Below are 22,464 nucleotides of genomic sequence, written 5' to 3' on the forward strand. Positions count from 1 at the left end.
CACAGGCCGACACGTTGTTCCGGCTGCACGCCGAGCTGGAGCAATTGCCGGGCCAGCTGATTGGCGCGGGCGTCCAGCTCGCGGTAGCGCAGCGCGGCAGTGTCGCCCTGGACGGCGATATGTTCGGGGAAGGCCTGGGCGGCGTGCTCGAACCAGGCGCACAGATCGGGATGCGGCGGCGCGACGGCGAGAGGCGTCGGGCCCAGGGCCTGGGCGGTTTGCTCTGGGTTCAGCAGCGGCGCGGCCAGCCAGTCGGCGTCCGGGTCGGCGGCCAGCGCCGTCAGCGCCTGTTGCAGATAGGCGGCCATCTCCTCGATCTGCGGCGCGTCGAATTCCGCCTCGTCCCAGGCCAGCGTCAGCTCCAGGCCCTGGTCGCGCGGGTCCCGGCTGAACTGCACCAGGCAGGGGAAGTCGGTTTCCTCGAACACTTCCACGCCTTCCACCGTCACCTCAGGCAAGCGCAGCGCCTGTTCGTAGACATGGAAGTGGATGTAGTTGAAACCGACCTCGAAGCCGCGCCGCCCCTGATTCAGCTGCATGACGGCGGCCAGCGGCAGGCGGCGCAAGGGCTGCAGCGCGGTTTCCTCGGCGAAGACGCCGCGCGCCAATTGCGCCCAGCTGCCGGCTTGCAGCGCCACGTTCAGCGGCAGGGTGTTCAGGAACAGGCCCAGCGCGGCGGCGCTGTCTTCGCGCTCGGGGCGGCTGTGGGTGACGTAGCCGGTGCTGGCGGCGGCGGAACCGGTCAGCAGCGCCAGCACGCGCAGATGGGCGGTCAGCAGCACAGTCTTGAGCGGCAGCGCCAGCCGCGCGGCGGCGGCGTCCAGCGCGCCGGACAGCTCGGCCGGCAGCATGCGGCTGAGGCGGCGGACGCTGCGCGCGCCGGCGGCTGGGCGCGCAGGCCTCAGCCGGGGCAGGATGGACGCTTCCGTTCCGGCCAGCCGGCGTTGCCAGGCCGCTTTCAGCGCCGGGTCCTTCTCGGCCTGTTTTTCCTGTTCGATGAACAGCGCGCTCAGCGCGCCGTCCGCGTCGCTGCCGGCTGTGCTGTCCGGCTGGCGCGCCAGCCGCAGCAAGTCGGTGACGAGGGTGGCCACGCTCCAGCCGTCCAGAATCGCGTGATGGAAGCTCAGCGTCAGCCGCGCGCGGCCCGTTTCCAGCCGGAACAGGGCGAGGCGCAGCAGCGGCGGTGATTGCGGCTGGAAGGGCCGGGCTTTTTCCGCGGCGACGAAGTCGGCCAGCGCCCGGCTTTGCGCCTCGGGCGCCAGCGCGCGCAAGTCGGCGACGCTCAGCGGGATGTCGCCGTCGCGATGAATCAGCTGCAGCGGTTCCGAGTAGGCGTTCCAGTGGAAGGTGGTGCGCAGCGCGGCGTGGCGTTCCGTTAGGCGGCGAACGGCGGCGCGCCAGGCGGCCTCATCCCAGGGCAGGCGCAGGTCGAAGCTGAAGATGTCGTGGAAGATGGCGCCGTTTTGCGACAGCTCGCTGTGGAACAGCATGCCGGCTTGCAGCCGCGACATCGGCAGCGCTTCGATCACATCGTCGGGTAAGCGCAGCCGGTCGGCGTTGGCTATCTGGGCGAAGGCTTGCCGCGCGGCGGCTTCGTCGTTGCCGGCCGCGTCCGGCGCTTCGCACAGCTGACGGATGGTGGGCAGGCTGAACAGTTTTTGCACGCTCAGGGCCAGGCCCTGGTCGCGGGCGCGGGCGACCACTTGCAGCGAGAGGATGGAGTCGCCGCCGAGGGCGAAGAAGTTGTCGTCGATGCCGGGCAGCGGCACGGCGAGGACCTCGGCCCAGATCTGGGCCAGCGCGCGTTCGGCGTCCGAGCGGGCTTCGACGCGCAGAGCGGCGCTGGCCGCTTGCGGCGCGGGCAGCGCGGCGCGGTCCACCTTGCCGTGATGGGTCAGCGGGAAACGCTCCAGCGCCACGATGACGGCGGGCAGCATGTGTTCGGGCAGCTCGGCGGCCAGCGCGGCGCGCAAGGCGGCGGGTTCGGCGTCGCCGACGGCGTAGGCCACCAGCCGCGGTTCGCCGGCGGCGGGGCGGTCCAGCAGCACCAGCGCCTCGCGCACCGCGGGCAGCCGGCACAGCGCGGCCTCGATCTCGCCCAGCTCGATGCGGAAACCGCGCAGCTTGACCTGATGATCGGCGCGGCCCAGGTATTCGATCTCGCCGTCGGCGCGGCGGCGGGCCAGATCGCCGGAGCGATACAGACGGGAGCCGTCGGCGGCGAAGGGATTGGGCAGGAAACGGGAAGCGGTCAGCGCCGGGCGGTTCCAGTAACCGCGAGCGACGCCGGGGCCGCCGACATAGATCTCGCCGGGCACGCCGACGGGTACCGGCTGCAGGAAGCGGTCCAGCAGATGGAAGGCCAGATCGGGAATCGGCTGGCCGATGACCTGGCCGCGACGAGCATCCAGATCGGCCTGACGGATGGCGCGCTCGGTCACGTGCACGGTGGTTTCGGTGATGCCGTACATATTGACCAGCTCGGGACGCTGGTCGCCGCGTTGTTGGAACCAGGGCTCCAGGCTGGCCAGCTCCAGCGCCTCGCCGCCGAAGATCACCAGGCGCAAGTCCGGCAAGGCGTGAGCGGCGGCGGCGGGAATCAACTGGCGGAAGGCGGCCGGGGTCTGGTTCAACACCGACACCCGGTGCTGTTGCAGCCAGCCGGCGAAGGCCTCGGGCGAGCGGGACACCCAATAAGGCACCACCAGGCAAGTACCGCCAAACAGCAGCGGCCCCCAGATCTCCCACACCGAGAAATCGAAGGCGTAGGAGTGGAACAGCGACCACACATCGTCGGGCCCGAAGGCGAAACGCTCGGCGGTGGCGGCGATCAATCGGACCACATTGTGATGGCTGACCACGCAGCCCTTGGGGGTGCCGGTGGAGCCGGAGGTGTAGATGACGTAGGCGGCCTGCTGCGGATGCAGACGGCGCGGCGGCGGCGCGGCGTCGCCGGAGGAGACGGCGACGTCCAGCCAGCGCAGCGCCAGGCCGGCGGGCAGGGCGTCGGCGGATTCGGCGTCGCCGACGACGACGTGGATGGCGCTGTCGCGAACCAGGAACTCCAGGCGCTCGGCGGGATAGCCGGGGTCCAGCGGCACATAGGCGGCGCCGGCTTTAAGGATGGCGAGGATGGCGACCAGCAGATCCGGCTGGCGTTGGCAGCAGAGTCCGACGCGTTGCTCGGGCAGCACGCCGAGTTGCAGCAATTGCCGGGCGAGCTGATTGGCGCGGGCGTCCAGTTCACGGTAGCGCAGCGCGGCGGTTTCGCCCTGAACGGCGATATGTTCGGGGAAGGTCTGGGCGGCGTGTTCGAACCAGCTGCACAGATCGGGATGCGGCGGCGCGACGGAAGCGGGCAATGCGACGGCGCGCGGCGGCTTGGCCAGCGTTTGCTCTGGATCGCGCAAGAGGCTGTGCAGCAAGGGTTCCACGCCGTCGATGAAGGCGGCGGCGTCCAGCTCGGCGAAGCCGGCCAGATTGTAATCAAGGTCCACTTTCACCGGCTGGCGGGAGTCCGCCTCGCGCACGAACACCTTCAAGGGATAGTGCTGCGACAAGGCGCGCATCGCGGTCATATTGCTGACGGTGCCGTCGAACATGGCGTCGTAATCGTGCTTCTCAAACGACAGGCTGATTTCGTAGGGCAGCCGGTCCCGGCCGAGGCCTTCGGTTTCGCCTATCGGGAAGCGGTGATGGCGGAAGTCGGCTCTCAGCTCGCGCTGGATCAGGCTGAGCAGCTCGGCGAAGCTCCAGTGCGGCCGCAGCTTCAGACGCAGCGGGCACAGGCTGGCGAACAGGCCGGGGGTGTTCTTGGCCAAGGCGCTGCGGCGGTTGAGGATGGGCAGCGCCAGCAGCAGATCGTCGGCGCCGAATTCCCGCAGCGCGTGGGTGTAGATCAAGCCGATGAAAAAGTGGAAGACGGTGGCCTGGTGCGCGGCGGCCAGTTCGCCGATGCGGCTATAGCTTTCCGCCGATAGCTGGAAACTGCGTTGACCGCAGGCCAGTTGTCCGCCGGCGTCGGCGAACAGCCGGGTTGAGTAGCCGGCGAGCTTGTCTTGCCAGTATTGCCGGTCTTTCTCGTAATGGCGCGACGCGTAGTAGCCGTCCTCTTCCTCCACCTGCTCGGCCGGCGTCATCGTCGACGCCGGCTCCGGCGACAGGCCTTGGCGCAGGCTGTTGTAGTAGCGGCATTTCTCGCCGTAGAGCCGGGCGATGGCCCAACCGTCGAAGGCGATGTGGTGGAAACGGCCGTACAGGATGAAATCCTCTTCCCCGTGCCGCAGCAGGGTGTAGGCGGCCAGCGGCGTTTGACCGTCGAAGGGGAAGGCGCGGGCGAAATCGCGCTCGGTCCATTGCTTGGCCGCGGCCTCCGGGTCCGCCTCGCCGCGGGTGTCTATCACCGTCAGCGGGCAAGGGTGGCGCGGGCAGAGCACTTGGCGCGGCTGACCGCCGGCTTCGTCTATGGCGATGCGCAACGCCGGCGTGTGTTCCATCAGGGAGACGAGCGCGGTTCGCAGGGTTTCGATATCGAGAGCGCCCTGGATTTTGATGAAACCGCCGATATTGAACAGTTCGGGCGCGGAGAATAACGATTGATGAAAATAGATTTCCAGCTGCCGGCGTGTAAGCGGGAAGGTTTTCATTTGAGTTATTCCAATCTTATTTAGAAAGTATTATGCCGAAATATGCTTTTGTACTGCCTTGTGTGTCGCGTAAATCTACACCGATGTGAATTAAATTAGTGAAGCAATTTAACTGGTAAATAAGTCAGGTTTTTAATACTTGCGGTACATGATAGCGTCATTCTATTAAGATAATGGGATAGCTGATGCAGCGATTCGCATTATTGATTTTCAAATATTCTTGCTGAATACGGTTTAAATGCTGCTTGTTTAACTCGTATTGTTTTTATCTTTACTTTTGCATTTGCGAGGAGTTTTGAAATGAGTTCGAATGATGCGGAAAAACCATTGGCCGCCAGCCGTCGCGACTTTTTGACCGGGGCCTTGAAATTGACTTCCGCCGGGGCTTTGGCGGGCTGGTTGCCGGCCGAGCGGATCATGGCGGCGAGGCTGACTTGCAGCCAGCCCAACAACTTCCCGGCGGACATTCCCCTATATAAGCAAAGCTTCAAAAACTGGGCCGGCGACATCAAGGTGGACGATGTCTGGACTTGCGCGCCGCGTTCCGCGGACGAAGTGGTGAAGGTGGCCAACTGGGCCAAGGACAACGGCTACAAAGTGCGCGCGCGCGGCATGATGCACAACTGGTCGCCGTTGACGCTGGCCGCCGGCGTCAGCTGCCCGGCGGTGGTCTTGCTGGACACCACGCGCTATCTGACCGCGATGTCCGTCGACGCCTCGGGCCCGGTGGCCAAGGTCACCGCCCAGGCCGGCATCACCATGGAAGCCTTGCTCACCGGAATGGAAAAGGCCGGTCTGGGCGTGACCGCCGCGCCGGCGCCCGGGGATCTGACCCTGGGCGGGGTGCTGGCCATCAACGGCCACGGCACCGCGATTCCGGCCAAGGGCGAACGCCGTCTGGCCGGCGCCAGCTACGGCTCGATCAGCAATCTGGTGCTCAGCCTCACCGCCGTGGTCTACGACAAGGCCAGCGGCGCTTACGCCTTGCGCAAGTTTGCCCGCAACGATCCGCAGATCGCGCCGCTGCTGGCGCACGTGGGCCGCTCGCTGATTGTGGAAGCCACTTTGCAGGCGGCGCCCAACCAGCGCTTGCGCTGTCAGAGCTGGTTCAATATTCCCTATGGCGAAATGTTCGCCGCGGCGGGCAGCGGCGGGCGCACCTTCGCCAGCTATCTGGACAGCGCCGGCCGAGTGGAGGCGATCTGGTTCCCCTTCACCAGCAATCCCTGGCTCAAGGTGTGGACGGTGACGCCGAACAAGCCGCTGTTCTCCCGTCAGACCGACAAGCCGTTCAACTACCCCTTCTCGGATAATCTGCCCGACGAAGTGACCGATCTGGCCAATAAGATTCTGTCGCTGGGCGACGGCAAGCTGACGCCGGCCTTCGGCAAGGCGCAGTTCGCCGCGGCCAGCGCCGGCCTGGTGGCGACGGCCAGCTGGGACCTGTGGGGCTGGTCCAAAAACCTGCTGCTCTACGTCAAGCCCACCACCTTGCGCGTCACCGCCAACGGCTACGCGGTGCTGACCCGTCGCGAAAACGTGCAGCGCGTGCTCAACGAGTTCGTCACCTTCTATCAGGCGCGGGTGCAGGCCTATCAGCAACAGGGCCGCTATCCGATGAACGGGCCGGTGGAAATCCGCGTGACCGGGCTGGACGATCCTAGCGAGACGGCCTTGAACGGCAGCGTGGCGCCGGCCTTGTCCGCCATCCGCCCGCGGCCGGACCATCCGGAATGGAACGCCGCGGTGTGGCTGGACATCCTGACGCTGCCGGGCACGCCTTACGCCAACCAGTTCTATCGCGAGATAGAGCAGTGGATTGAGGCCAATTTCAACGGCTCCTACGCGGCGGTGCGTCCGGAATGGTCCAAGGGCTGGGGCTATACCGACCAGGCAGCGTGGGCGGATTCCGCCATGCTGCAAACGACCATTCCCAACGCCTTCCGCGCCGGCCAGCCGGCGGCGGCCAATTGGGACGCGGCCAAGGCGGCGCTGGCGACGTATGACCCCTACCGCCTGTTCTCCTCGCCCTTGCTGGACAGCCTGGGCCTCTGAACGGCTTTCCGACGCTGGAGCTTGTTGAAGACGGCGCGCCCTCCGATGGCGGCGCGCCGTTTTTTGCCGCGCGCTCGCCTCCGCCGGGCCGCGGGCGCTACACTGCAAGCATCGCCGCCGCGCCGGATTCGCGCCCCTTAGCCCAGCCATGTCCACCTGCTACGCCCAAGTCGATTGCAATTCCTTCTACGCTTCCTGCGAGCGGGTGTTCAACCCGCGCCTGGCCGGCGCGCCCATTGTCGTGTTGTCCAACAACGACGGCTGCATCGTGTCGCGCTCGGCCGAGGCCAAGGCGCTGGGCGTGCCGATGGGCGCGCCTTACTTCCTGCACAAGGCGAGGCTGGAGCAGCTGGGCGTGGCGGTGTTCTCGTCCAATTACACGCTGTACGGTGATTTGTCCGGCCGCGCGATGCGGCTGCTGGCCGGTTTCGCGCGCGCGCAGGAGGTGTATTCGATAGACGAATGCTTTCTGGACATCGGCGGCGAACCGGAACCGGAGCGGCTGGCGCAGCGGATGCGCGACGCCATGTCGCGCGGCCTGGGCCTGCCGGTATGCGTCGGCATCGGCCCCAGCAAGACCTTGGCCAAGCTGGCCAACCACCTGGCCAAGCAGGACCCGTCCCGCGACGGGGTGATGAATCTGCAAGCGCTGGACGCGGCGGAGCGGCGAACGCTGCTGGCCGAGGTGGCGGTGGAGGAGATCTGGGGCGTGGGCCGCAAGCTGTCGGCCAAGCTGCGTCTGGAGCGCATCGGCCACGCCGCGGCGCTGGCGGCGGCGGACCGGGATTGGCTGATCCGCCGTTTCGGCGTCACCGTGGCGCGCATCGCCGACGAACTGGACGGCCTGTCCTGCCTGAGTCTGGAGGAGGCACTGCCGCCGCGGCAATCCTTGATGTCCACGCGCTCCTTCGGCCACAAGGTGACGCGTTTGGAAGAGGCGCGCGAGGCGGTGGCGATGCACGCGGCGCAAGTGGCGGAGCGTTTGCGGCGACAAGGCTCTTTGGCCTCCTTCTTGCAAGTGAGCCTGCAGCGCGGCGTGTATCAGCAAGGCACGGTGCAGCGGGACAGCGAGGTGGTGCCCTTGTTGCCGGCCAGCGCGGACAGCCGGGTGCTGGCGGCCGCGGCCGGGCGGGCGGTGGAGCGTTTGTGGCGGCCCGGCGCCGGCTATCAGAAATGCGGGGTGATGGCCTGGCAGCTGGTGGACGCGGAACGGGCGCAGCCGGATTTGTTCGCGGAGGGACCGGATCCGGAAAAGGCGCGGCGCCTGATGGCGGCGCTGGACGCGATCAACCATCGCATGGGCCGCGGCACGGTCAAGCTGTTGGCGGAAGGGCTGGAGCAGCCGTGGAAGATGAAGCAGGACATGTTGTCGCCGGCCTACACCACGCGCTGGGAGGACATCCCGGTGGCGAAGGCGAAGTAGGCGCGGCCGGATGCGGCGGAAAGCGGATGGGGCCCCGGCTCTTGGAGTAAAATGCCGCTCTTGATTTGCAACCTGCGGGGCCAGGGCGGCGGCTATAGTGCAATCAAGCCGCCGCGCGCCGCACTTGAAAGCCAGACATTGAACCCTCTGTTTGCCCAGCCTTGCGCCATCGTCGACTTGGAAACCACCGGCGGCCACATCAGCCGCGACCGCATTACCGAGGTGGGCGTCATCCTGATCGACGGCGACCGGGTGGAGCGCTTCAGCTCTCTGATCAACCCCGGCCAGCCCATCCCTCCCTTCATCGAGAACATGACCGGCATCTCCGACGCCATGGTGGCGGCGGCGCCGAGCTTCGCCGATCTGGCCGAGCGCTTGCTGACCATGCTGTCCGGCCGCCTGTTCCTGGCGCACAACGCGCGCTTCGATTACGGCTTCCTGAAAAACGAATTCCGCCGCGCCGGACTGCGCTTTCAGAGCCAGTCGCTGTGCACGGTCAAGCTGTCGCGCCGGCTCTACCCGCAGTTTTTCAAGCACAGCCTGGACAGCCTGATAGAGCGTTACGACATCCGCCTGCCGGAGCGGCACCGGGCCTTGGCGGACGCGGAAGCGGTGCATCGCTTCCTAGGCATCGCCAGCCAGGAACTGGGCGAAGCGGCCGTGGGCGCGGCGATGGCGGCGGTATTGGCCGCGCCGCCGGAACTGGCCGGCCTGCCGGCGGCGCTGCAAGAGCAACTGGAGCTGCTGCCGGACGTGCCGGGGGTGTACGCGCTGTACGGGGAGGAGGGCAAACCCTTGTACGTGGGCAAGGGCGGCAATCTGCGCACGCGGGTGCTGGCGCATTTCGCCGCGGTCAAGGGCGGCGGCAAGAGCCGCGAGGTGCATATCGGCGAGCCCATCGGCCGGGTGGAGTGGCAGGAGACCCTGGGCGAGTTCGGCGCGCATTTGCTGGAGCTGCGCTTGATTCACGCCTTGAAGCCGCAGCATAACCACCGCGGCAAGCTGAGTCCGGAGCTGTGTTCCATCCAGCTGGAGACGGAGGACGGCTTCACCCGCCCCAAGGTGGTGTACGCGCGCGAGCTGGATTTCAGCCGCACCGCGGATTTGTACGGCTTGTTCCGCCATGCGCGGGAGGCGCGCAAGATCCTGGCGGAAATCGCGCTGGGCAACGCGCTGTGCCAGTCGGTATTGGGCGTGGAGGCGGTGACCAGCCGCAAGGGCGCGCCGTGCGCGGCTTTGAAGCTGGGACGCTGCCGCGGCGCCTGCATCGGCCGCGAGCCGGCGGAGGTGCACAATATCCGGCTGCTGGGCGCCTTGGCCAAGTTGAAGGTGAAGGCTTGGCCGTTCGCCGGCGCCATCGCGGTGGTGGAAACCGACGAAGTGACCGGCGAGCGCGCCGAGCATGTGTTCGACCGCTGGTGCTATCTGGGCTCGCGCCAGGGCGACGGCGGCCCGCTGGAGGGCGCGCCGTCCTTCGATCTGGACAGCTACAAGCTGCTGGAAGGCTGGCTGCGCAAGCCGGCGGAGGGCACGGCGCTGCGCGAGCTGTGAATGGATGCGCTGTTGCATTCATGCCCGTCTCGGGCTTGGATAATCATGCGGGCACAGCTCAAACCGTGCCGGGCCGCCGCCGGAACCTTAAGGCGATGCGCGGAGGCGGGCGTTTCCCTTTTTCATTACACCGCCTCTGTCCGTCCTTTGCATGTCATGCTTATAAAAGGCTTGATGCCGCCGCCGGGCAAGCGTGGTCAAAGACGGGGCGGACATGAGATGCCTTGTTTTGTCCGTTCATTAAACTCCTGCTCAGCCTGTGCATAGGCAGCCGGCTTGTTGGCGTAAGCGGTATGAACGCCTGGGTCTCGGGAGAGATTCATGGTGCCCGCCCTTGCGAAAACCCAGGGCCCGCATTCCCCTTCAGAAAGTCAAAAGCATCTTGGCCGCCTTATTTGAAATGTATCGATGTGAATAAGTGCTGTATGGCATAACTTGCCCAGGAATTCGCTGAACGCCATCGCCATGGATGGATGCTTGCGAAGCGAACTTTCTTGGAAGCTACAAAAATCAATAGCTATTGACGATATTTTTAAAGGCTTGATTTTAAATAGCGCGTGAAGTAAATCCGTTTGTGAGCTTAGCCATGAACGGAGGTGGAATTGTCAAACCGCACTCTCGGATATCTGATGTTGACGTTGGCGATGATGACTGTTGGTTCTACCGTGATCGCCTCAAAATTCATCGCGGGGAGCATGCCTCCTTTTTTTGCGACGGCGCTGCGGTTTGCTCTCGCACTGCCTGTGTTGATTCCCTTGCTTCTCCTGCAGAGGGAGAGGTGGCCAAAACTGACGCGCAGCGACGGGTTTTTGCTTCTGCTCCAGGCGGGGGCGGGGAGCGTCGGTTACACGACCTTGTTGATTTCCGGCCTGTCCTATCTTCCGGCCGCCGATGCGGGCGTAATCATTGGAACGCTTCCCGCGGTCTCCGCGCTTTTTTCTGTCATGGTTTTGGGGGAGCGGCCAAGCGCGCGGCTGCTCATTGCGGTAGGGCTCGCCACCATTGGCGTGATGGCGGTGGCGTGGAAAGGCTCCGGGCCGCTGTCTCTCATCGGCATGGCCTGCATCTTGGGGGCCGTCGTCTGCGAAAGCGCTTTCATTCTGCTCAACAAGCGCATGCGAGTGCCTTTGCGGCCATTGTTGCAGACCACGGCGATGACGGTTCTGGGTCTGTTGGTGTCCTTGCCCGTTGCCTTCCTCGAGCTGCCGTTTGCCATGCCGGGTTCCGAGGCGATTGCGGCGGTGATCTGGTATGCGCTGGTGCCGACCGTCGGCGGTTTTCTGTTGTGGTATGGCGGGGCCGCGCGGGTAAGCGGCAGCGAGGCCGCCACATTCACCGCCGTTGCGCCCTTGACTGCGGTGCTGCTTGCCGCGCTGGTTCTGGGCGAGCAAATTGAAATGAGCCAAGCCGTTGGCGTCGCGGCGGTGATGCTCGCCATTCTGGTGCTGACGATTCCGGCGCGTTTGAAGACGGTGCCGCAAGTGTGAGCGGCATTCGTTCATCCCGTGATGGCAAACCCAGGCATGACGACAAAGGGGGCTAGAAAAGATGTACTTTCATCATTCTGACGAAGTGTGGGGGCGATTCCCGGAACTGAGAGCCCTGGTTCTGGTTCTGCGACAGGCTGGAAACGCCGGACTGAATGCGGGAGCGCTTGACTCCACTTATGCAGAGGTTGCCGCTCAGCAGGCGGAGAGGGCCGAGAGCGAGGTCCCGTCGCTGCAGGCATGGCGCCAAACCTATGCTGAGATGGGTTTGAAGCCCACGCAGTATCGCTGTGCGGCAGAGGCGCTGCTGCGCCGTTTCCGGAAGGAGGGATGCCTACCTCATGTCTTGCCGCTGATCGACGCGCTTAACGCGGAGTCCATGCATGCGGCCATTCCGATTGCGGCATTCGATTGCGCATGCCTTAGAGGAGGCGTGGTGGTCAGACCGGCGAACGGCCTGGAGGCGTATCAGGCATTTTCCGGCGAGATTGAGCGGCCGGCCGTGGGTGAAATCATTTTTGCCGATGAGGATCATCAGGCGCATTCCCGCCGCTGGGTTTTCCGGCAAGGCGCTCAGTCGGTGATTTCCCCGACCACGGACACCGTGCTGATGGTGGCCGAGGCGCTGCACCAGCAGGCATGGAAAGATTTGCAGGCCTTGCGTGATCGGATTGGCATCCGGATGGGTGAAATGGGCGTGGCGATTGCCGAGGAAGACATGTTGTCGCCCTCAAACCGGCGTTTCGAGTTTTCCCTGTGAAGAATGGAAGAGCGGTCCGTCCCGTCAGCCGCACCCAAATAAAGATAAAAGCCCCGCTTGGCTTGGCAAGGGGGCTTGCAGACTCATGGAGCGTCGTAATTGAAACGGGCGCTCCTGTTTGCAGGATGGCGGGCGGCTGAAGCTTGGACGCCTTGATCCCGCCATGCCTGCTTGAAGGCCTGATGAAGCAGGGCATGAATGAAATCATGCTTTACGAGGGCCTCAGAGCCAGTTTTTCAGCAGCAAGGCCGCCAGCAGGATGGCGATCAGCGCCAGCAGCCAGTTCTGGCGCTTCTGTTCCCGCATCAGCTGGATGTAGCCGCTGATCAGCAGCTCGCTGTTGGCGGAGGACAGCGCGTCATTCAGTTTGCGCGGCAGCGTGGGCAGGGTGGTGGCCCATTGCGGCGCTTCGTGCTTCAGCGTGCGCAGCAGGCCGCGCCAGCCTATCTGTTCGTTCATCCACTTGGTCAGGAAGGGCTTGGCGGTGTCCCACAGATCCAGATTGGGATCCAGCTGGCGGCCCAGGCCTTCGATATTGAGCAGGGTCTTTTGCAGCAGCACCAGTTGCGGCTGGATTTCCACATTGAAGCGGCGGCTGGTTTCGAACAGGCGCAGCAGCACCATGCCGAAGGAGATTTCCGACAGCGGCTTCTCGAAGATGGGTTCGCACACGGTGCGCACCGCCGCTTCCAGCTCCTCGGCGCGGGTGTCTTTCGGCACCCAGCCGGATTCGATGTGGGCGGTGGCCACGCGGTGGTAGTCGCGGTTGAAGAAGGCGAGGAAGTTGACCGCCAGATAGTGCTTGTCGGTGTCGGTCAGGGTGCCGACGATGCCGAAGTCCAGCGCGATGTAGCGGCCGTCGGCGGCGACGAAGATATTGCCCGGGTGCATGTCGGCGTGGAAGAAGCCGTGGCGGAACACCTGGGTGAAGAAGATTTCCACGCCGAAGCGGCTGAGCTTGGTGAGGTCCACGCCGGCTTCGCGCAGCCGGTCCACTTGGCCCACCGGGATGCCGTGCATCCATTCCAGCGTCAGCACGTCGCGGCTGGTGTAGTCGTAGAACACCTCGGGCACGATCAGCATGTCCGAGTTCTTGAAGTTGCGGCGCAGCTGCGAGGCGTTGGCGGCCTCGTGCATCATGTCCAGTTCGTCGTGTAGGTATTTGTCGAACTCGGCCACCACTTCGCGCGGCTTCAGCCGCTTGCCGTCGGTGAACAGCTTCTCCACCCAGCCGGCCAGCGTGCCCATCAGCGCCAGGTCTTGCTCGATCACCGGCTGGATGCCGGGGCGCAGCACCTTGACCGCCACTTCGCGGCCGCGGCCGCCGTCGGGCTGGCGCAGCCAGGCCTTGTGCACCTGGGCTACGGAGGCGCTGGCCACCGGGGTGTTGTCGAAATCGACGTAGAGTTCGTCCACCTTGCGGCCCAGGCTGCGTTCTATCATCTCGCGCGCCTGCAGGCCGTCGTAGGGCGGCACCCGGTCTTGCAGTCGGGCCAGTTCGTCCGCGTAGTCCGGCGGCAGCAGATCGCGGCGGGTGGACAGCACCTGGCCGAATTTGACGAAGATGGGTCCCAGGCTTTCCAGCGCCAGCCGTACCCGCTGCGGCAGCGGCGCGCTGGTGTCGCGGCGCAGCGGCAGCAGGCCGAACAGCTTGTGGACGAAGCCGAGCTTGGAATGGCCTTCCAGGAAGTCGTCCAGGCCGAAGCGGTAGAAGGTGGAAACGATCTTGATGAAGCGCGAAGTCCGCATGTGCCGTCAGGCCTTTGTCTGTTCTTGTTGCAGCGCGGCCTGCAGCCGCGCCAGGCGTTTTTCCAGGCGGCCGGCGTCGTCGCGCAAGGTGTCCACCGCGGCGACGAAGCCTTGCACCTGGCGGCGGCCGGCCAGCACCGGCGTTTCCTCGCGCAGATGCTCCACCCAGTTGGCGGCCAGCCGCCAGGCCACCTGGCCCTTGAAGCCGAGCAGGCCGCGGGCCAGGGTTTCCGCGCGCTGGGCGGCGGCGTCGCCCACCAGTCGGGACAGATCCTCGGCGGCGTTCCATTGCAGGCGGCCCAGCAGGCGGCCGAGGGCGGCGGCCAGTTCGGCGTCGCCTTCCAGCTGGATGTCGCTCAGCGCCGGGTCGCGTCCGGCCGCCGCCGCCAGCGCGACGGCGTGTTTGAGCCGCACCGTGGCTTCCGGCTCGCCCTCGCAGGCGGCCAGCCAGCCGTCGTCGGTGAACACGCCGGCCACGTGGAAGGGCGGCAGCGCCACGGCGACGCGCCGGCCGGCGTGCGCGGCCAGTTCCGCCCGCACCGCCGGGTGTTGGTTCAACAGATGGTTGAATGCCGCGATCTGGATGCCCATGCGCTGTCTCCGCCGTGATTGGAAGGTGAAGGGGTCTAGTCTGATCAAGGCCGCATTGCCGGAGCGCCGCGGATCGTAATCAGGCTCTTAGAAGCTGTTCAAAGTCGCGCGAGCCAGAGCGAGACAAGGCGAAAACGAGCGAAAAAGCGGAATGTACGCGTGGTACATGAGCATTTTGAGCTTGTACTCACCGTGCGACGCCTCACGAAACGCAGCAGACTTTGAGCAGGGTCTTAGAACTTGTAGCCCTTATGCAGGGCCACCACGCCGCCGCTCATATTGTGGTAATCCACCTTGCCGAAGCCGGCGTCCAGCATCATCTGCTTCAGCGTTTCCTGATCGGGATGCATGCGGATGGATTCGGCCAGGTACTGATAGCTGTCGGGGTCGCCCGCCACCAGCTTGCCCATCACCGGCAGCGCCTTGAAGGAGTAGAAATCGTAGAACGGCGACAGCGGTTTCCAGACTTTGGAGAACTCCAGCACCATCAGCTTGCCGCCCGGCTTCAGCACCCGGCACATTTCCTTCAGCGCTGCGTCCTTGTGGGTCATATTGCGCAGGCCGAAAGCCACCGACACCGCGTCGAAGTAATTGTCGGGGAAGGGCAGCTTCTCGGCGTCGGCCAAGGACACCGGCAGCACCAGGCCGTCGTCCAGCAGCCGGTCGCGGCCCACGGTCAGCATGGAGCTGTTGATGTCGGTCAGCCACACTTCGCCGCTCTTGCCCACGCGCTTGGCCCAGCCGCGCGACAGGTCGCCGGTGCCGCCGGCGATGTCCAGCACCTTGTCGCCGGCCTTGACGCCGGAAGTGGTCAGGGTGAAGTGTTTCCACACCCGGTGCAGCCCGCCGGACATCAGGTCGTTCATCACATCGTATTTCTTGGCCACCGAGTGGAACACATCGGCCACCTTGGCGGCTTTTTCGCTTTCGGCAACGGTCTTGAAGCCGAAGTGGGTCGTCTTGTCCATGGTCACTCCCTGCTCGCGCCTGCGGCGGCGAGGCGATTGAGATAATCCTGCCAGTACTGGTCGCGTTTGGCGCCCAGCTCGTATAGATAGCTCCAGCTGTACAGTCCGCTGTCGTGGCCGTCGTCGAAGGTGATCTTCAGCGCGTAATGGCCCACCGGCTCCAGCGCGGTGACGGCGACATGGCGCTTGCCCACTTGCAGCACTTCCTGGCCGGCGCCGTGGCCGCGCACTTCCGCCGAGGGCGAGTAGACGCGCAGGTATTCGCAGGGCAGCTCGAAGCGGGCGCCGTCGTCGAAGCTGATTTCCAGCACGCGCGACACCGCGTGCAGCTGGATTTCCTGCGGCGCGGGCGCGTCGGGAGAGAGTCCGGACATGGTCTGATCCTTAAAGGCGGCCGATTAAGCCGCGCATCAGTCTTTGCGTTCCAGCAGCATGGCGTCGCCGTAGCTGAAGAAACGGTATTCCTGCTCCACCGCGTGCTGGTAGGCGGCGCAGATTTCCTCGTAGCCGGCGAAGGCGGACACCAACATCAGCAGCGTGGACTTGGGCAGGTGGAAATTGGTCAGCAGGCGGTCCACCACCCGGAAGCGGTAGCCCGGGGTGATGAAGATGTCGGTTTCGCCGCAGCCGGCGGCCAGTTCGCCGCCGCGCGCGGCGGATTCCAGCGCGCGCATGCTGGTGGTGCCTACCGACAGCACTTTGCGGCCGGCGGCGTGGGCTTCTGCGATCAGCGCGCGAGTGGTTTCCGGCACTTCGTAGATTTCACTGTGCATCTTGTGCTCGGCGATATTGTCCACCCGCACCGGCTGGAAGGTGCCGGCGCCGACGTGCAGGGTGACGTAAGCCAGTTGCACGCCCTTGGCGCGCAGCTGTTCCAGCATGTCTTCGGTGAAGTGCAGGCCGGCGGTGGGCGCGGCCACCGCGCCGCGCTCGCGGGCGTAGACGGTCTGGTAGCGCTCGTCATCCTCGTGGCCGGCGCCGCGTTCTATATAAGGCGGCAGCGGCAGCTTGCCGGAAGCTTCCAGGATGTCGAAGAGATTGTCCTCGGCCAGGAAGCGCAGCTTGAACAGTTCGCCGTGGCGCTCTACCATTTCCGCCTCCCAGCGATCGGCGAAGATCAGCCGGGTGCCGGGTTTGGGCGATTTGGACGCGCGGACGTGGGCCAGCGCGGTATGCGCGTCCAGCACGCGTTCTATCAGCGCCTCGATCTTGCCGCCGCTGGCTTTTTCGCCGAACAGCCGGGCCTTGATCACGCGGGTGTCGTTGAACACCATCACGTCGCCGGGGCTGACCTGATCGATGAAGTCGGTGAAGCGCAGATTGGCGCGGTCATGGCCGGCCACGCGCAGCAGGCGGCTGGCGCCGCGCTCTGCCGGAGGGTGCTGGGCGATCAGGTGCTCGGGCAGGTGGTAGTCGAAGTCGGAAAGCTGCATAAGGCGTAAAAGATTCAGAATCGGCAAATTATACCCGCGCCGCCGCCGGCCGGCATCAGCTTAGTGAGCGAAGTGGCGGGATTTGCGCTGAATCAACATCGATTTTCGGCCAGGCGGTAAAAACTTGCCAGGCGGAAAAACGCCCGTGGATACTAGTGCTTTGACTCGAAGATCCGCCGTGTTCGCCATCCAAACAACTGTTTGAAATGATGCAAAAGCTAGACATCTTGCAGCGAATTGCGGCAAACTCGCGCCCAAGATGATAAACAGGAGCAGGCTTTGACCGGAAAAATCCTCGTGTTGCACGGCCCCAACCTCAATCTGCTGGGACAGCGGGAGCCGCAGCACTACGGCCGGGAAACGCTTGACGATATCAACCAGCGGCTGGAACAGCAGGCTAGCGCCGCGGGGTTTGAATTGTCGGCATTGCAGAGCAATGCGGAACATGTGTTGATTGATCGCGTGCAGCAGTGCCCGCATGACGGTACTGCCTTCATTCTGGTCAATCCGGCCGCTTTCACCCATACCAGCGTCGCCTTGCGCGACGCGCTGGCGGCGGTGCAAGTGCCGTTTATCGAAGTCCACCTTTCCAACGTTCATGCCCGCGAACCGTTCCGCAAGCATTCCTATTTCTCCGACCTCGCGGTCGGCGTGATCTGCGGACTCGGCGCCCACGGCTATGAACTGGCGCTTGCGCACGCCATCCGGCATCTTGCCGCGCAGGCCTAACTCACTCTACCGAATATCCCACTCGAAGGATTATCAATGGATCTCCGTAAACTCAAGAAGCTGATCGATCTCGTCGAGGAATCCGGCATCGCCGAACTCGAAGTGACCGAGGGGGAAGAAAAAGTCCGCATTACCCGCGTATCCGCCGCGCCGCAGATGGCCTACGCTCAGCCGATGACCGCGCTGCAAGTGCCCAACGCCCAAGCCGCCGCCGTGGCCGCTCCGGCCGCCGAAGCCGCCGCGCCGGCCAACAACGACAAGAACGCGATGAAGTCGCCGATGGTGGGCACCTTCTATCGCTCGCCGAGCCCGGGCGCCAAGAGCTTCATCGAAGTGGGTCAGAGCGTCAACGCCGGCGACACCCTGTGCATCATCGAAGCGATGAAGCTGATGAACGAGATCGAAGCCGACCGCTCCGGCGTGGTCAAGGCCGTTCTGGTCGAAGACGGCCAGCCGGTGGAATTCGGCGAGCCGTTGTTCATCATCGAGTAAGCCAGACGACAGGCAGACGGCAAGGGGGCACGGCGCAGCGTCTGTGCCCTTGTCGTTTGCCACGACAGCATTGGCGGCCCCCGCCGGCGACGACGCCGGCCGCGGAATCCGCCAGCGGAGAATTCCATGTTTGAAAAAATTCTGATTGCCAACCGGGGTGAAATCGCCCTGCGCATCCAGCGCGCCTGCCGCGAGATGGGCATCAAGACCGTGGTGGTGCATTCCGAGGCCGATCGCGAAGCCAAGTACGTGAAGCTGGCCGACGAATCGGTCTGCATCGGCCCAGCGCCCAGCGGCAAGAGCTATCTGAACGTGCCGGCCCTGATCGCCGCCGCCGAGGTGACCGATTCCCAGGCCATCCACCCGGGTTACGGCTTCCTGTCGGAAAACGCCGACTTCGCCGAGCGCGTCGAGCAGTCCGGCTTCGTGTTCATCGGTCCGCGTCCGGACACCATCCGTCAGATGGGCGACAAGGTGTCGGCCAAGAACGCGATGATAGAAGCCGGCGTGCCCTGCGTGCCGGGCTCCGAAGGCGCTTTGCCGGACGATCCGGCCGAGATCGTCAAGATCGCCAAGAAGATCGGTTTCCCGGTGATCATCAAGGCCGCCGGCGGCGGCGGCGGTCGCGGCATGCGCGTGGTGCATACCGAGGGCGCGCTGATCAATTCGGTGCAGATGACCCGCACCGAAGCCGGCGCGGCTTTCGGCAATCCCACCGTCTACATGGAAAAATTCCTGGAAGAGCCGCGCCACATCGAAATCCAGATTCTGGCCGACGAATACGGTAACGCCATCTATCTGGGCGAGCGCGACTGCTCCATGCAGCGCCGCCACCAGAAGATCATCGAGGAAGCGCCTGCGCCGGGCATCACCGACAAGCAGCGCCAGAAGATTGGCGAAGCCTGCGCCGAAGCCTGCCGTCGCATCGGCTACCGCGGCGCCGGCACTTTTGAGTTCCTGTTCGAGCGCGGCGAGTTCTACTTCATCGAGATGAACACCCGCGTGCAGGTTGAGCACCCGGTGACCGAGATGATCACCGGCATCGACATCGTGCAGGAACAGATCCGCATCGCCGCCGGCGAGAAACTGCGCTACAAACAGAAGGACGTGGTGTTGCGCGGCCATGCGATGGAGTGCCGGATCAACGCCGAGGACCCGTTCACCTTCGTGCCGTCCCCGGGCAAGATCGAAAGCTATCACCCGGCCGGCGGCCCGGGCATCCGCATCGATTCGCATATTTACCAGGGCTACACCGTGCCTTCGCATTACGATTCCATGGTGGGCAAGCTGATCGCCTTTGGCGATACCCGCGAGCAGGCGATGGCGCGGATGCGGGTGGCGCTGTCGGAAATCTCCATTTCCGGCATCAAGACCAATATCCCGCTGCATCAGGAACTGTTCATGGACGCGGCCTTCCAGCGCGGCGGCACGTGCATTCATTATCTGGAGCAGCGTTTGTCGCAGCAGAAAAAAGGGGGCGCGTGATGGCCTGGCTGCAAGCCACCATTGACGCCGAGTCAACCGTCGCCGAGCGTCTGGCCGACGCGCTGATGGACGCCGGCGCGCTGTCCACCGCGATCGAAGACGCTTTTGCCGGCACCGAGCGCGAAGAGCCGATTTTCGGCGAACCCGGCGAGCCGGTGGACAAGCTGTGGAGCCGCAGCCGCATCATCACGCTGTTTGATGAAGCGGCCGACGTGGCCCTGCTGATCGCCGCCGCCGCCAACGCCTGCGGTCTGGCCCTGCCCAGCTACAATGTGGAGCGGGTGGAAGAGCAGGACTGGGTGCGTCTGACCCAGTCGCAGTTCGACCCGATCCGGATTTCCGACCGCCTGTGGATCACGCCGACCTGGCACGAGCCGCCGGCGCCGAACGCGGTCAATCTGCAACTGGATCCGGGCCTGGCCTTCGGCACCGGCAGCCATCCGACCACGCGCTTGTGCCTGCAATGGCTGGACGCCCAGCTGCAAGGCGGCGAAAGCGTGCTGGACTACGGCTGCGGTTCCGGCATTCTCGCCATCGCCGCGCTCAAGCTGGGCGCGGCCTCCGCCTTGGGCGTGGACATCGACGCGCAGGCGGTGCGGGCCAGCCAGGACAACGCGGAACAGAACCAGGTCAAGGCGGACTTCTGTCTGCCTGACCAGAACCCGGAAGCGGTCTACGACGTGGTACTGGCCAATATTCTGGCCAATCCGCTGCGCATGTTGGGCCAGTTGCTGGCGAGCCACGTCAAAACCGGTGGTAGAATCGTGCTTTCAGGCATTCTCGCCGAACAAGCCGAAGAACTGTCGGCCATCTATGAACAGTGGTTCCAGATGGACGCTCCGGTGTTCGACGAAGGATGGACCAGACTGACAGGAACCCGACGCCCCACGGTATGACATATACGACACAGTGCCCCAATTGCCAGACACGCTTCAAGGTCAATGATGCCCAATTAGCGGCCGCCAATGGCTTGGTGCGCTGCGGGCGCTGTTCGCATGTGTTCAACGCCACCGAGCATTTCGTCGCGGCGGAAGCGCCGCCGGCGGAACCTGCGCGCGCCGCGGCGCCGCCGCCCGTCCAGACTCAGGCTCGGCAGAGCGAGGCGCTGGACGATTTCGAGCTGGAAGTGCCGGATTTCGATCCGGGCTCCAGCGCGACGGAAGCGCCGCCGGACGAACTGCTGATGCCGCCGCCGATGGCGGAGGCGGAGGAAGCCCCGGCCGCGCGCGCCGATGTCGAGGAGTTCCAGCGCGCACTGGCGGAGGCGATGCAGAATCGCCATGTCAGCGCGCCGCTGGGCAACCCCTTTGACGCCGAGCCGCCTGCCGTGGCGGAACCCGCGCCGGAGGTGTTCGGCAACCGCCGCCGCCCCGCGCCTGAGCCGGTGGCGGAAGCTGCGCCGGCAGCGGTTCCGGAACCCAAGTTCGAAGAGCAGCCCGCCAAGCCGGCGCCGGAGGCGCGCGTCGAGCCGCCGTCCAGCCATGGCGAAGACGAGCCGGACGAATCGCCGCGGCGACGCCATCCGGCGCTGACCTTCCTGGCCGTCGTCGCCTCGGCGATAGGCGTGCTGGTGTTGGCTGGCCAATTGGTGTATTTCAACCGCACCCGCATCGCCGCGGAAGTGCCGGAATTGCGCCCGACGCTGGAAAACCTCTGCGGCGCCGTAGGCTGCGCCGTGCCCTGGCCCACCGATATCGCCCGCGTGCGCACGGAGTGGTCGGAACTGGCCTTCGTCCCGGATTTCCCCAATCTGATCCAGCTGTCCGCCACGCTGAAGAACCACGCCACTTACTCCCAGGCCTATCCGATGCTGGAAGTGACCTTGAAGGATTCGGACGATCAGGTGCTGATCCGCAAGGTGTTCGCGCCCAAGGAGTATTTGAAGCCGGACGATTTCAAGCTCGGCCACTTCAATTCCAATAGCGAGGTCAAGGTCACCATGCGGCTGGACGCCGGCAAGGTGCATGCGATGGGGTATAGCCTTTATTGGTTCTATCCTTAAGAGTCTGTTTACGATCTGCTACGCGTCGGCGGAATAGTTAGACAAGGGCGTTAAAAACGCTTTCAGAATGCTCATGTACCACCTGTACATTCCGCTTCTTCAACCGTTTTCGTCTTGTCTCGCCCTAGCTCGCGAGATCGTAAACAGGCTCTAAGATCCATTGATCATCGTTTCCAGAATGACAAAAAGGCCGGCATTCGCCGGCCTTTTTGCTTTTCCCGCTTAAGAAAGGGTCTTATTGCCGCGCGGTACGGGTGTTGCCCACCGGCATCTCGCCGCAATTGCTGCGGAAGGGATTGATGTCCAGTCCACCGCGGCGGGTGTAGCGCGCGTAGACGGTGAGGCGGCTCGGCGCGCAGGCGCGGAGCAGATCGGTGAAGATGCGCTCCACGCATTGCTCGTGGAATTCATTGTGCTGGCGGAAGCCTATCAGGTAGCGCAGCAGCGCCTCGCGGTCCAGCCGCGGGCCGGTGTAGCGGATCTGCACGCTGCCCCAGTCCGGCTGGCCGGTGACCAGGCAGTTGGATTTCAGCAGATGGCTGCACAGGGTCTCGCTGACAATGTCGCCGGCGTCGGCGTGCAGAATCTGCGGGCAGGGCGCGTAGTTGTCCACTTCGATGTCCAGATCGTCGATGCAGTCGCCGGCCAGTTCGGCCACGGTTTCGCCGCCGAACTGCTGCGGCAGCATGATGTCGACGCCTATCGGCTTGCCGGCGGCGGCGGACAGGTCCGCGGCCAGCTGGCGGCGCAGCGCGTCCAGGCCGGCCATCCGGGTCTGGTTATAGCTGTTCAGATAGAGCTTGAAGGATTTGGATTCGATCAGGTTCGGGCTGTCGGCCGGGATGCGGAAGGCGGCAATGCCCACCTGAGGTTTGCCGCGGGCGTTGAGCCAGGACAGTTCGAAACCGGTCCAGATGTCCACGCCGGCAAAGGGCAGCGCGGCGGCGTCCACGCCGATTTCGTCGCGCTTGGCCTGGCGCGGGATCGGAAACAGCAGATGGGGATCGTAATGATCCTGATAGCTGACGGTTTTGCCCAGAGGGGATTGCTCCGGGGACATGGCTTGAGTGTTCATGGCTTGAATTATATCGAT

At 64.7% G+C, this 22,464-nt stretch carries 17 protein-coding genes; 10 read left to right on the forward strand and 7 right to left on the reverse strand.

The window, feature by feature from the left end; all coding sequences use genetic code 11:
• Nucleotides 1–4,646, reverse strand: a 4,646-nt coding sequence (locus tag QUG03_RS08150) for an amino acid adenylation domain-containing protein (protein WP_500819819.1), incomplete at its 3' end; no start/stop codon positions are given.
• Nucleotides 4,647–4,946: 300 nt separating this feature from the next.
• On the opposite strand from QUG03_RS08150, the gene QUG03_RS08155 reads away from it, so the two are divergent.
• From QUG03_RS08155 to QUG03_RS08175, 5 genes are all read left to right on the forward strand, one after another.
• Entirely contained in the window at nucleotides 4,947–6,701 is a 1,755-nt protein-coding gene (locus QUG03_RS08155; protein ID WP_227106810.1) for a cholesterol oxidase substrate-binding domain-containing protein, read from the forward strand.
• A 148-nt stretch (nucleotides 6,702–6,849) separates the two neighbouring features.
• Nucleotides 6,850–8,124 carry a Y-family DNA polymerase gene (locus QUG03_RS08160; RefSeq protein ID WP_500819820.1) on the forward strand — a complete coding sequence of 425 codons (1,275 nt, stop codon included), beginning with the start codon at nucleotides 6,850–6,852 and terminating at the stop codon, nucleotides 8,122–8,124.
• A gap of 51 nt (nucleotides 8,125–8,175) precedes the next feature.
• Nucleotides 8,176–9,675: an exonuclease domain-containing protein gene (locus QUG03_RS08165; RefSeq protein WP_107798085.1), complete on the forward strand. Its 1,500-nt coding sequence runs from the start codon at nucleotides 8,176–8,178 to the stop codon at nucleotides 9,673–9,675.
• A gap of 629 nt (nucleotides 9,676–10,304) precedes the next feature.
• Nucleotides 10,305–11,162 carry a DMT family transporter gene (locus QUG03_RS08170; protein WP_199225792.1) on the forward strand — a complete coding sequence of 286 codons (858 nt, stop codon included), beginning with the start codon at nucleotides 10,305–10,307 and terminating at the stop codon, nucleotides 11,160–11,162.
• A gap of 61 nt (nucleotides 11,163–11,223) precedes the next feature.
• Nucleotides 11,224–11,922, forward strand: a complete 699-nt coding sequence (locus QUG03_RS08175) for a B3/B4 domain-containing protein (protein ID WP_500819821.1) — start codon at nucleotides 11,224–11,226, stop codon at nucleotides 11,920–11,922.
• A 222-nt stretch (nucleotides 11,923–12,144) separates the two neighbouring features.
• On the opposite strand, the gene ubiB is transcribed toward QUG03_RS08175, so the two are convergent.
• The 5 genes from ubiB to queA all read right to left on the reverse strand — a co-directional run bounded on the left by ubiB (nucleotide 12,145) and on the right by queA (nucleotide 16,663).
• Complete coding sequence (gene ubiB, locus QUG03_RS08180) at nucleotides 12,145–13,671, reverse strand: ubiquinone biosynthesis regulatory protein kinase UbiB (RefSeq protein WP_486636518.1); 1,527 nt, start codon at nucleotides 13,669–13,671, stop codon at nucleotides 12,145–12,147.
• Between the two features lie 6 nt (nucleotides 13,672–13,677).
• Nucleotides 13,678–14,262 carry a ubiquinone biosynthesis accessory factor UbiJ gene (locus tag QUG03_RS08185; protein ID WP_107798088.1) on the reverse strand — a complete coding sequence of 195 codons (585 nt, stop codon included), beginning with the start codon at nucleotides 14,260–14,262 and terminating at the stop codon, nucleotides 13,678–13,680.
• A 233-nt stretch (nucleotides 14,263–14,495) separates the two neighbouring features.
• Nucleotides 14,496–15,230 carry a bifunctional demethylmenaquinone methyltransferase/2-methoxy-6-polyprenyl-1,4-benzoquinol methylase UbiE gene (gene ubiE, locus QUG03_RS08190; RefSeq protein ID WP_474455633.1) on the reverse strand — a complete coding sequence of 245 codons (735 nt, stop codon included), beginning with the start codon at nucleotides 15,228–15,230 and terminating at the stop codon, nucleotides 14,496–14,498.
• 2 nt (nucleotides 15,231–15,232) lie between these two features.
• Nucleotides 15,233–15,604 carry a gamma-butyrobetaine hydroxylase family protein gene (locus tag QUG03_RS08195; protein ID WP_107798089.1) on the reverse strand — a complete coding sequence of 124 codons (372 nt, stop codon included), beginning with the start codon at nucleotides 15,602–15,604 and terminating at the stop codon, nucleotides 15,233–15,235.
• Between the two features lie 36 nt (nucleotides 15,605–15,640).
• Nucleotides 15,641–16,663: a tRNA preQ1(34) S-adenosylmethionine ribosyltransferase-isomerase QueA gene (queA, locus tag QUG03_RS08200; protein ID WP_500819822.1), complete on the reverse strand. Its 1,023-nt coding sequence runs from the start codon at nucleotides 16,661–16,663 to the stop codon at nucleotides 15,641–15,643.
• Between the two features lie 279 nt (nucleotides 16,664–16,942).
• Between queA and aroQ the strand changes: the two genes are divergently transcribed.
• The 5 genes from aroQ (at nucleotide 16,943) to QUG03_RS08225 (ending at nucleotide 21,371) form a co-directional block, all read left to right on the forward strand.
• The gene (aroQ, locus tag QUG03_RS08205; RefSeq protein WP_500819823.1) at nucleotides 16,943–17,392 is read left to right on the forward strand and encodes a type II 3-dehydroquinate dehydratase; all 450 of its coding nucleotides are present in this window, start codon (nucleotides 16,943–16,945) and stop codon (nucleotides 17,390–17,392) included.
• Nucleotides 17,393–17,428: 36 nt separating this feature from the next.
• Nucleotides 17,429–17,884, forward strand: a complete 456-nt coding sequence (gene accB, locus QUG03_RS08210) for an acetyl-CoA carboxylase biotin carboxyl carrier protein (RefSeq protein WP_107798091.1) — start codon at nucleotides 17,429–17,431, stop codon at nucleotides 17,882–17,884.
• 126 nt (nucleotides 17,885–18,010) lie between these two features.
• A complete protein-coding gene (accC, locus tag QUG03_RS08215) occupies nucleotides 18,011–19,369 on the forward strand; it encodes an acetyl-CoA carboxylase biotin carboxylase subunit (protein WP_107798092.1) in 1,359 nt (452 codons plus the stop codon).
• The gene (gene prmA / locus QUG03_RS08220; RefSeq protein ID WP_107798093.1) at nucleotides 19,369–20,265 is read left to right on the forward strand and encodes a 50S ribosomal protein L11 methyltransferase; all 897 of its coding nucleotides are present in this window, start codon (nucleotides 19,369–19,371) and stop codon (nucleotides 20,263–20,265) included. The genes accC and prmA overlap by 1 nt, the downstream gene beginning before the upstream one ends.
• Nucleotides 20,262–21,371: a DUF3426 domain-containing protein gene (locus QUG03_RS08225; protein ID WP_500819824.1), complete on the forward strand. Its 1,110-nt coding sequence runs from the start codon at nucleotides 20,262–20,264 to the stop codon at nucleotides 21,369–21,371. Before prmA ends, QUG03_RS08225 begins: the two co-directional genes overlap by 4 nt.
• Nucleotides 21,372–21,606: 235 nt before the next feature.
• Here the strand turns inward: QUG03_RS08225 and queF are convergent, their stop codons facing one another.
• Complete coding sequence (queF, locus tag QUG03_RS08230) at nucleotides 21,607–22,446, reverse strand: NADPH-dependent 7-cyano-7-deazaguanine reductase QueF (protein ID WP_500819825.1); 840 nt, start codon at nucleotides 22,444–22,446, stop codon at nucleotides 21,607–21,609.
• Between the last annotated feature and the right edge of the window lie 18 nt (nucleotides 22,447–22,464).

It is taken from the genome of Chromobacterium sp. CCUG 30098, assembly GCF_059916605.1.

What these genes read in the sequence shown, in the direction of transcription:
- prmA (WP_107798093.1), top strand. Translation starts at nt 19,369, where the DNA reads ATGGCCTGGCTGCAAGCCACCATTGACGCCGAGTCAACCGTCGCCGAG.
- queF (WP_500819825.1), bottom strand. Translation starts at nt 22,446, where the DNA reads ATGAACACTCAAGCCATGTCCCCGGAGCAATCCCCTCTGGGCAAAACC.
- ubiE (WP_474455633.1), bottom strand. Translation starts at nt 15,230, where the DNA reads ATGGACAAGACGACCCACTTCGGCTTCAAGACCGTTGCCGAAAGCGAA.
- ubiB (WP_486636518.1), bottom strand. Translation starts at nt 13,671, where the DNA reads ATGCGGACTTCGCGCTTCATCAAGATCGTTTCCACCTTCTACCGCTTC.
- QUG03_RS08225 (WP_500819824.1), top strand. Translation starts at nt 20,262, where the DNA reads ATGACATATACGACACAGTGCCCCAATTGCCAGACACGCTTCAAGGTC.
- QUG03_RS08165 (WP_107798085.1), top strand. Translation starts at nt 8,176, where the DNA reads ATGCCGCTCTTGATTTGCAACCTGCGGGGCCAGGGCGGCGGCTATAGT.
- queA (WP_500819822.1), bottom strand. Translation starts at nt 16,663, where the DNA reads ATGCAGCTTTCCGACTTCGACTACCACCTGCCCGAGCACCTGATCGCC.
- QUG03_RS08160 (WP_500819820.1), top strand. Translation starts at nt 6,850, where the DNA reads ATGTCCACCTGCTACGCCCAAGTCGATTGCAATTCCTTCTACGCTTCC.
- QUG03_RS08155 (WP_227106810.1), top strand. Translation starts at nt 4,947, where the DNA reads ATGAGTTCGAATGATGCGGAAAAACCATTGGCCGCCAGCCGTCGCGAC.
- accC (WP_107798092.1), top strand. Translation starts at nt 18,011, where the DNA reads ATGTTTGAAAAAATTCTGATTGCCAACCGGGGTGAAATCGCCCTGCGC.
- QUG03_RS08185 (WP_107798088.1), bottom strand. Translation starts at nt 14,262, where the DNA reads ATGGGCATCCAGATCGCGGCATTCAACCATCTGTTGAACCAACACCCG.
- QUG03_RS08195 (WP_107798089.1), bottom strand. Translation starts at nt 15,604, where the DNA reads ATGTCCGGACTCTCTCCCGACGCGCCCGCGCCGCAGGAAATCCAGCTG.
- QUG03_RS08175 (WP_500819821.1), top strand. Translation starts at nt 11,224, where the DNA reads ATGTACTTTCATCATTCTGACGAAGTGTGGGGGCGATTCCCGGAACTG.
- accB (WP_107798091.1), top strand. Translation starts at nt 17,429, where the DNA reads ATGGATCTCCGTAAACTCAAGAAGCTGATCGATCTCGTCGAGGAATCC.
- QUG03_RS08170 (WP_199225792.1), top strand. Translation starts at nt 10,305, where the DNA reads ATGTTGACGTTGGCGATGATGACTGTTGGTTCTACCGTGATCGCCTCA.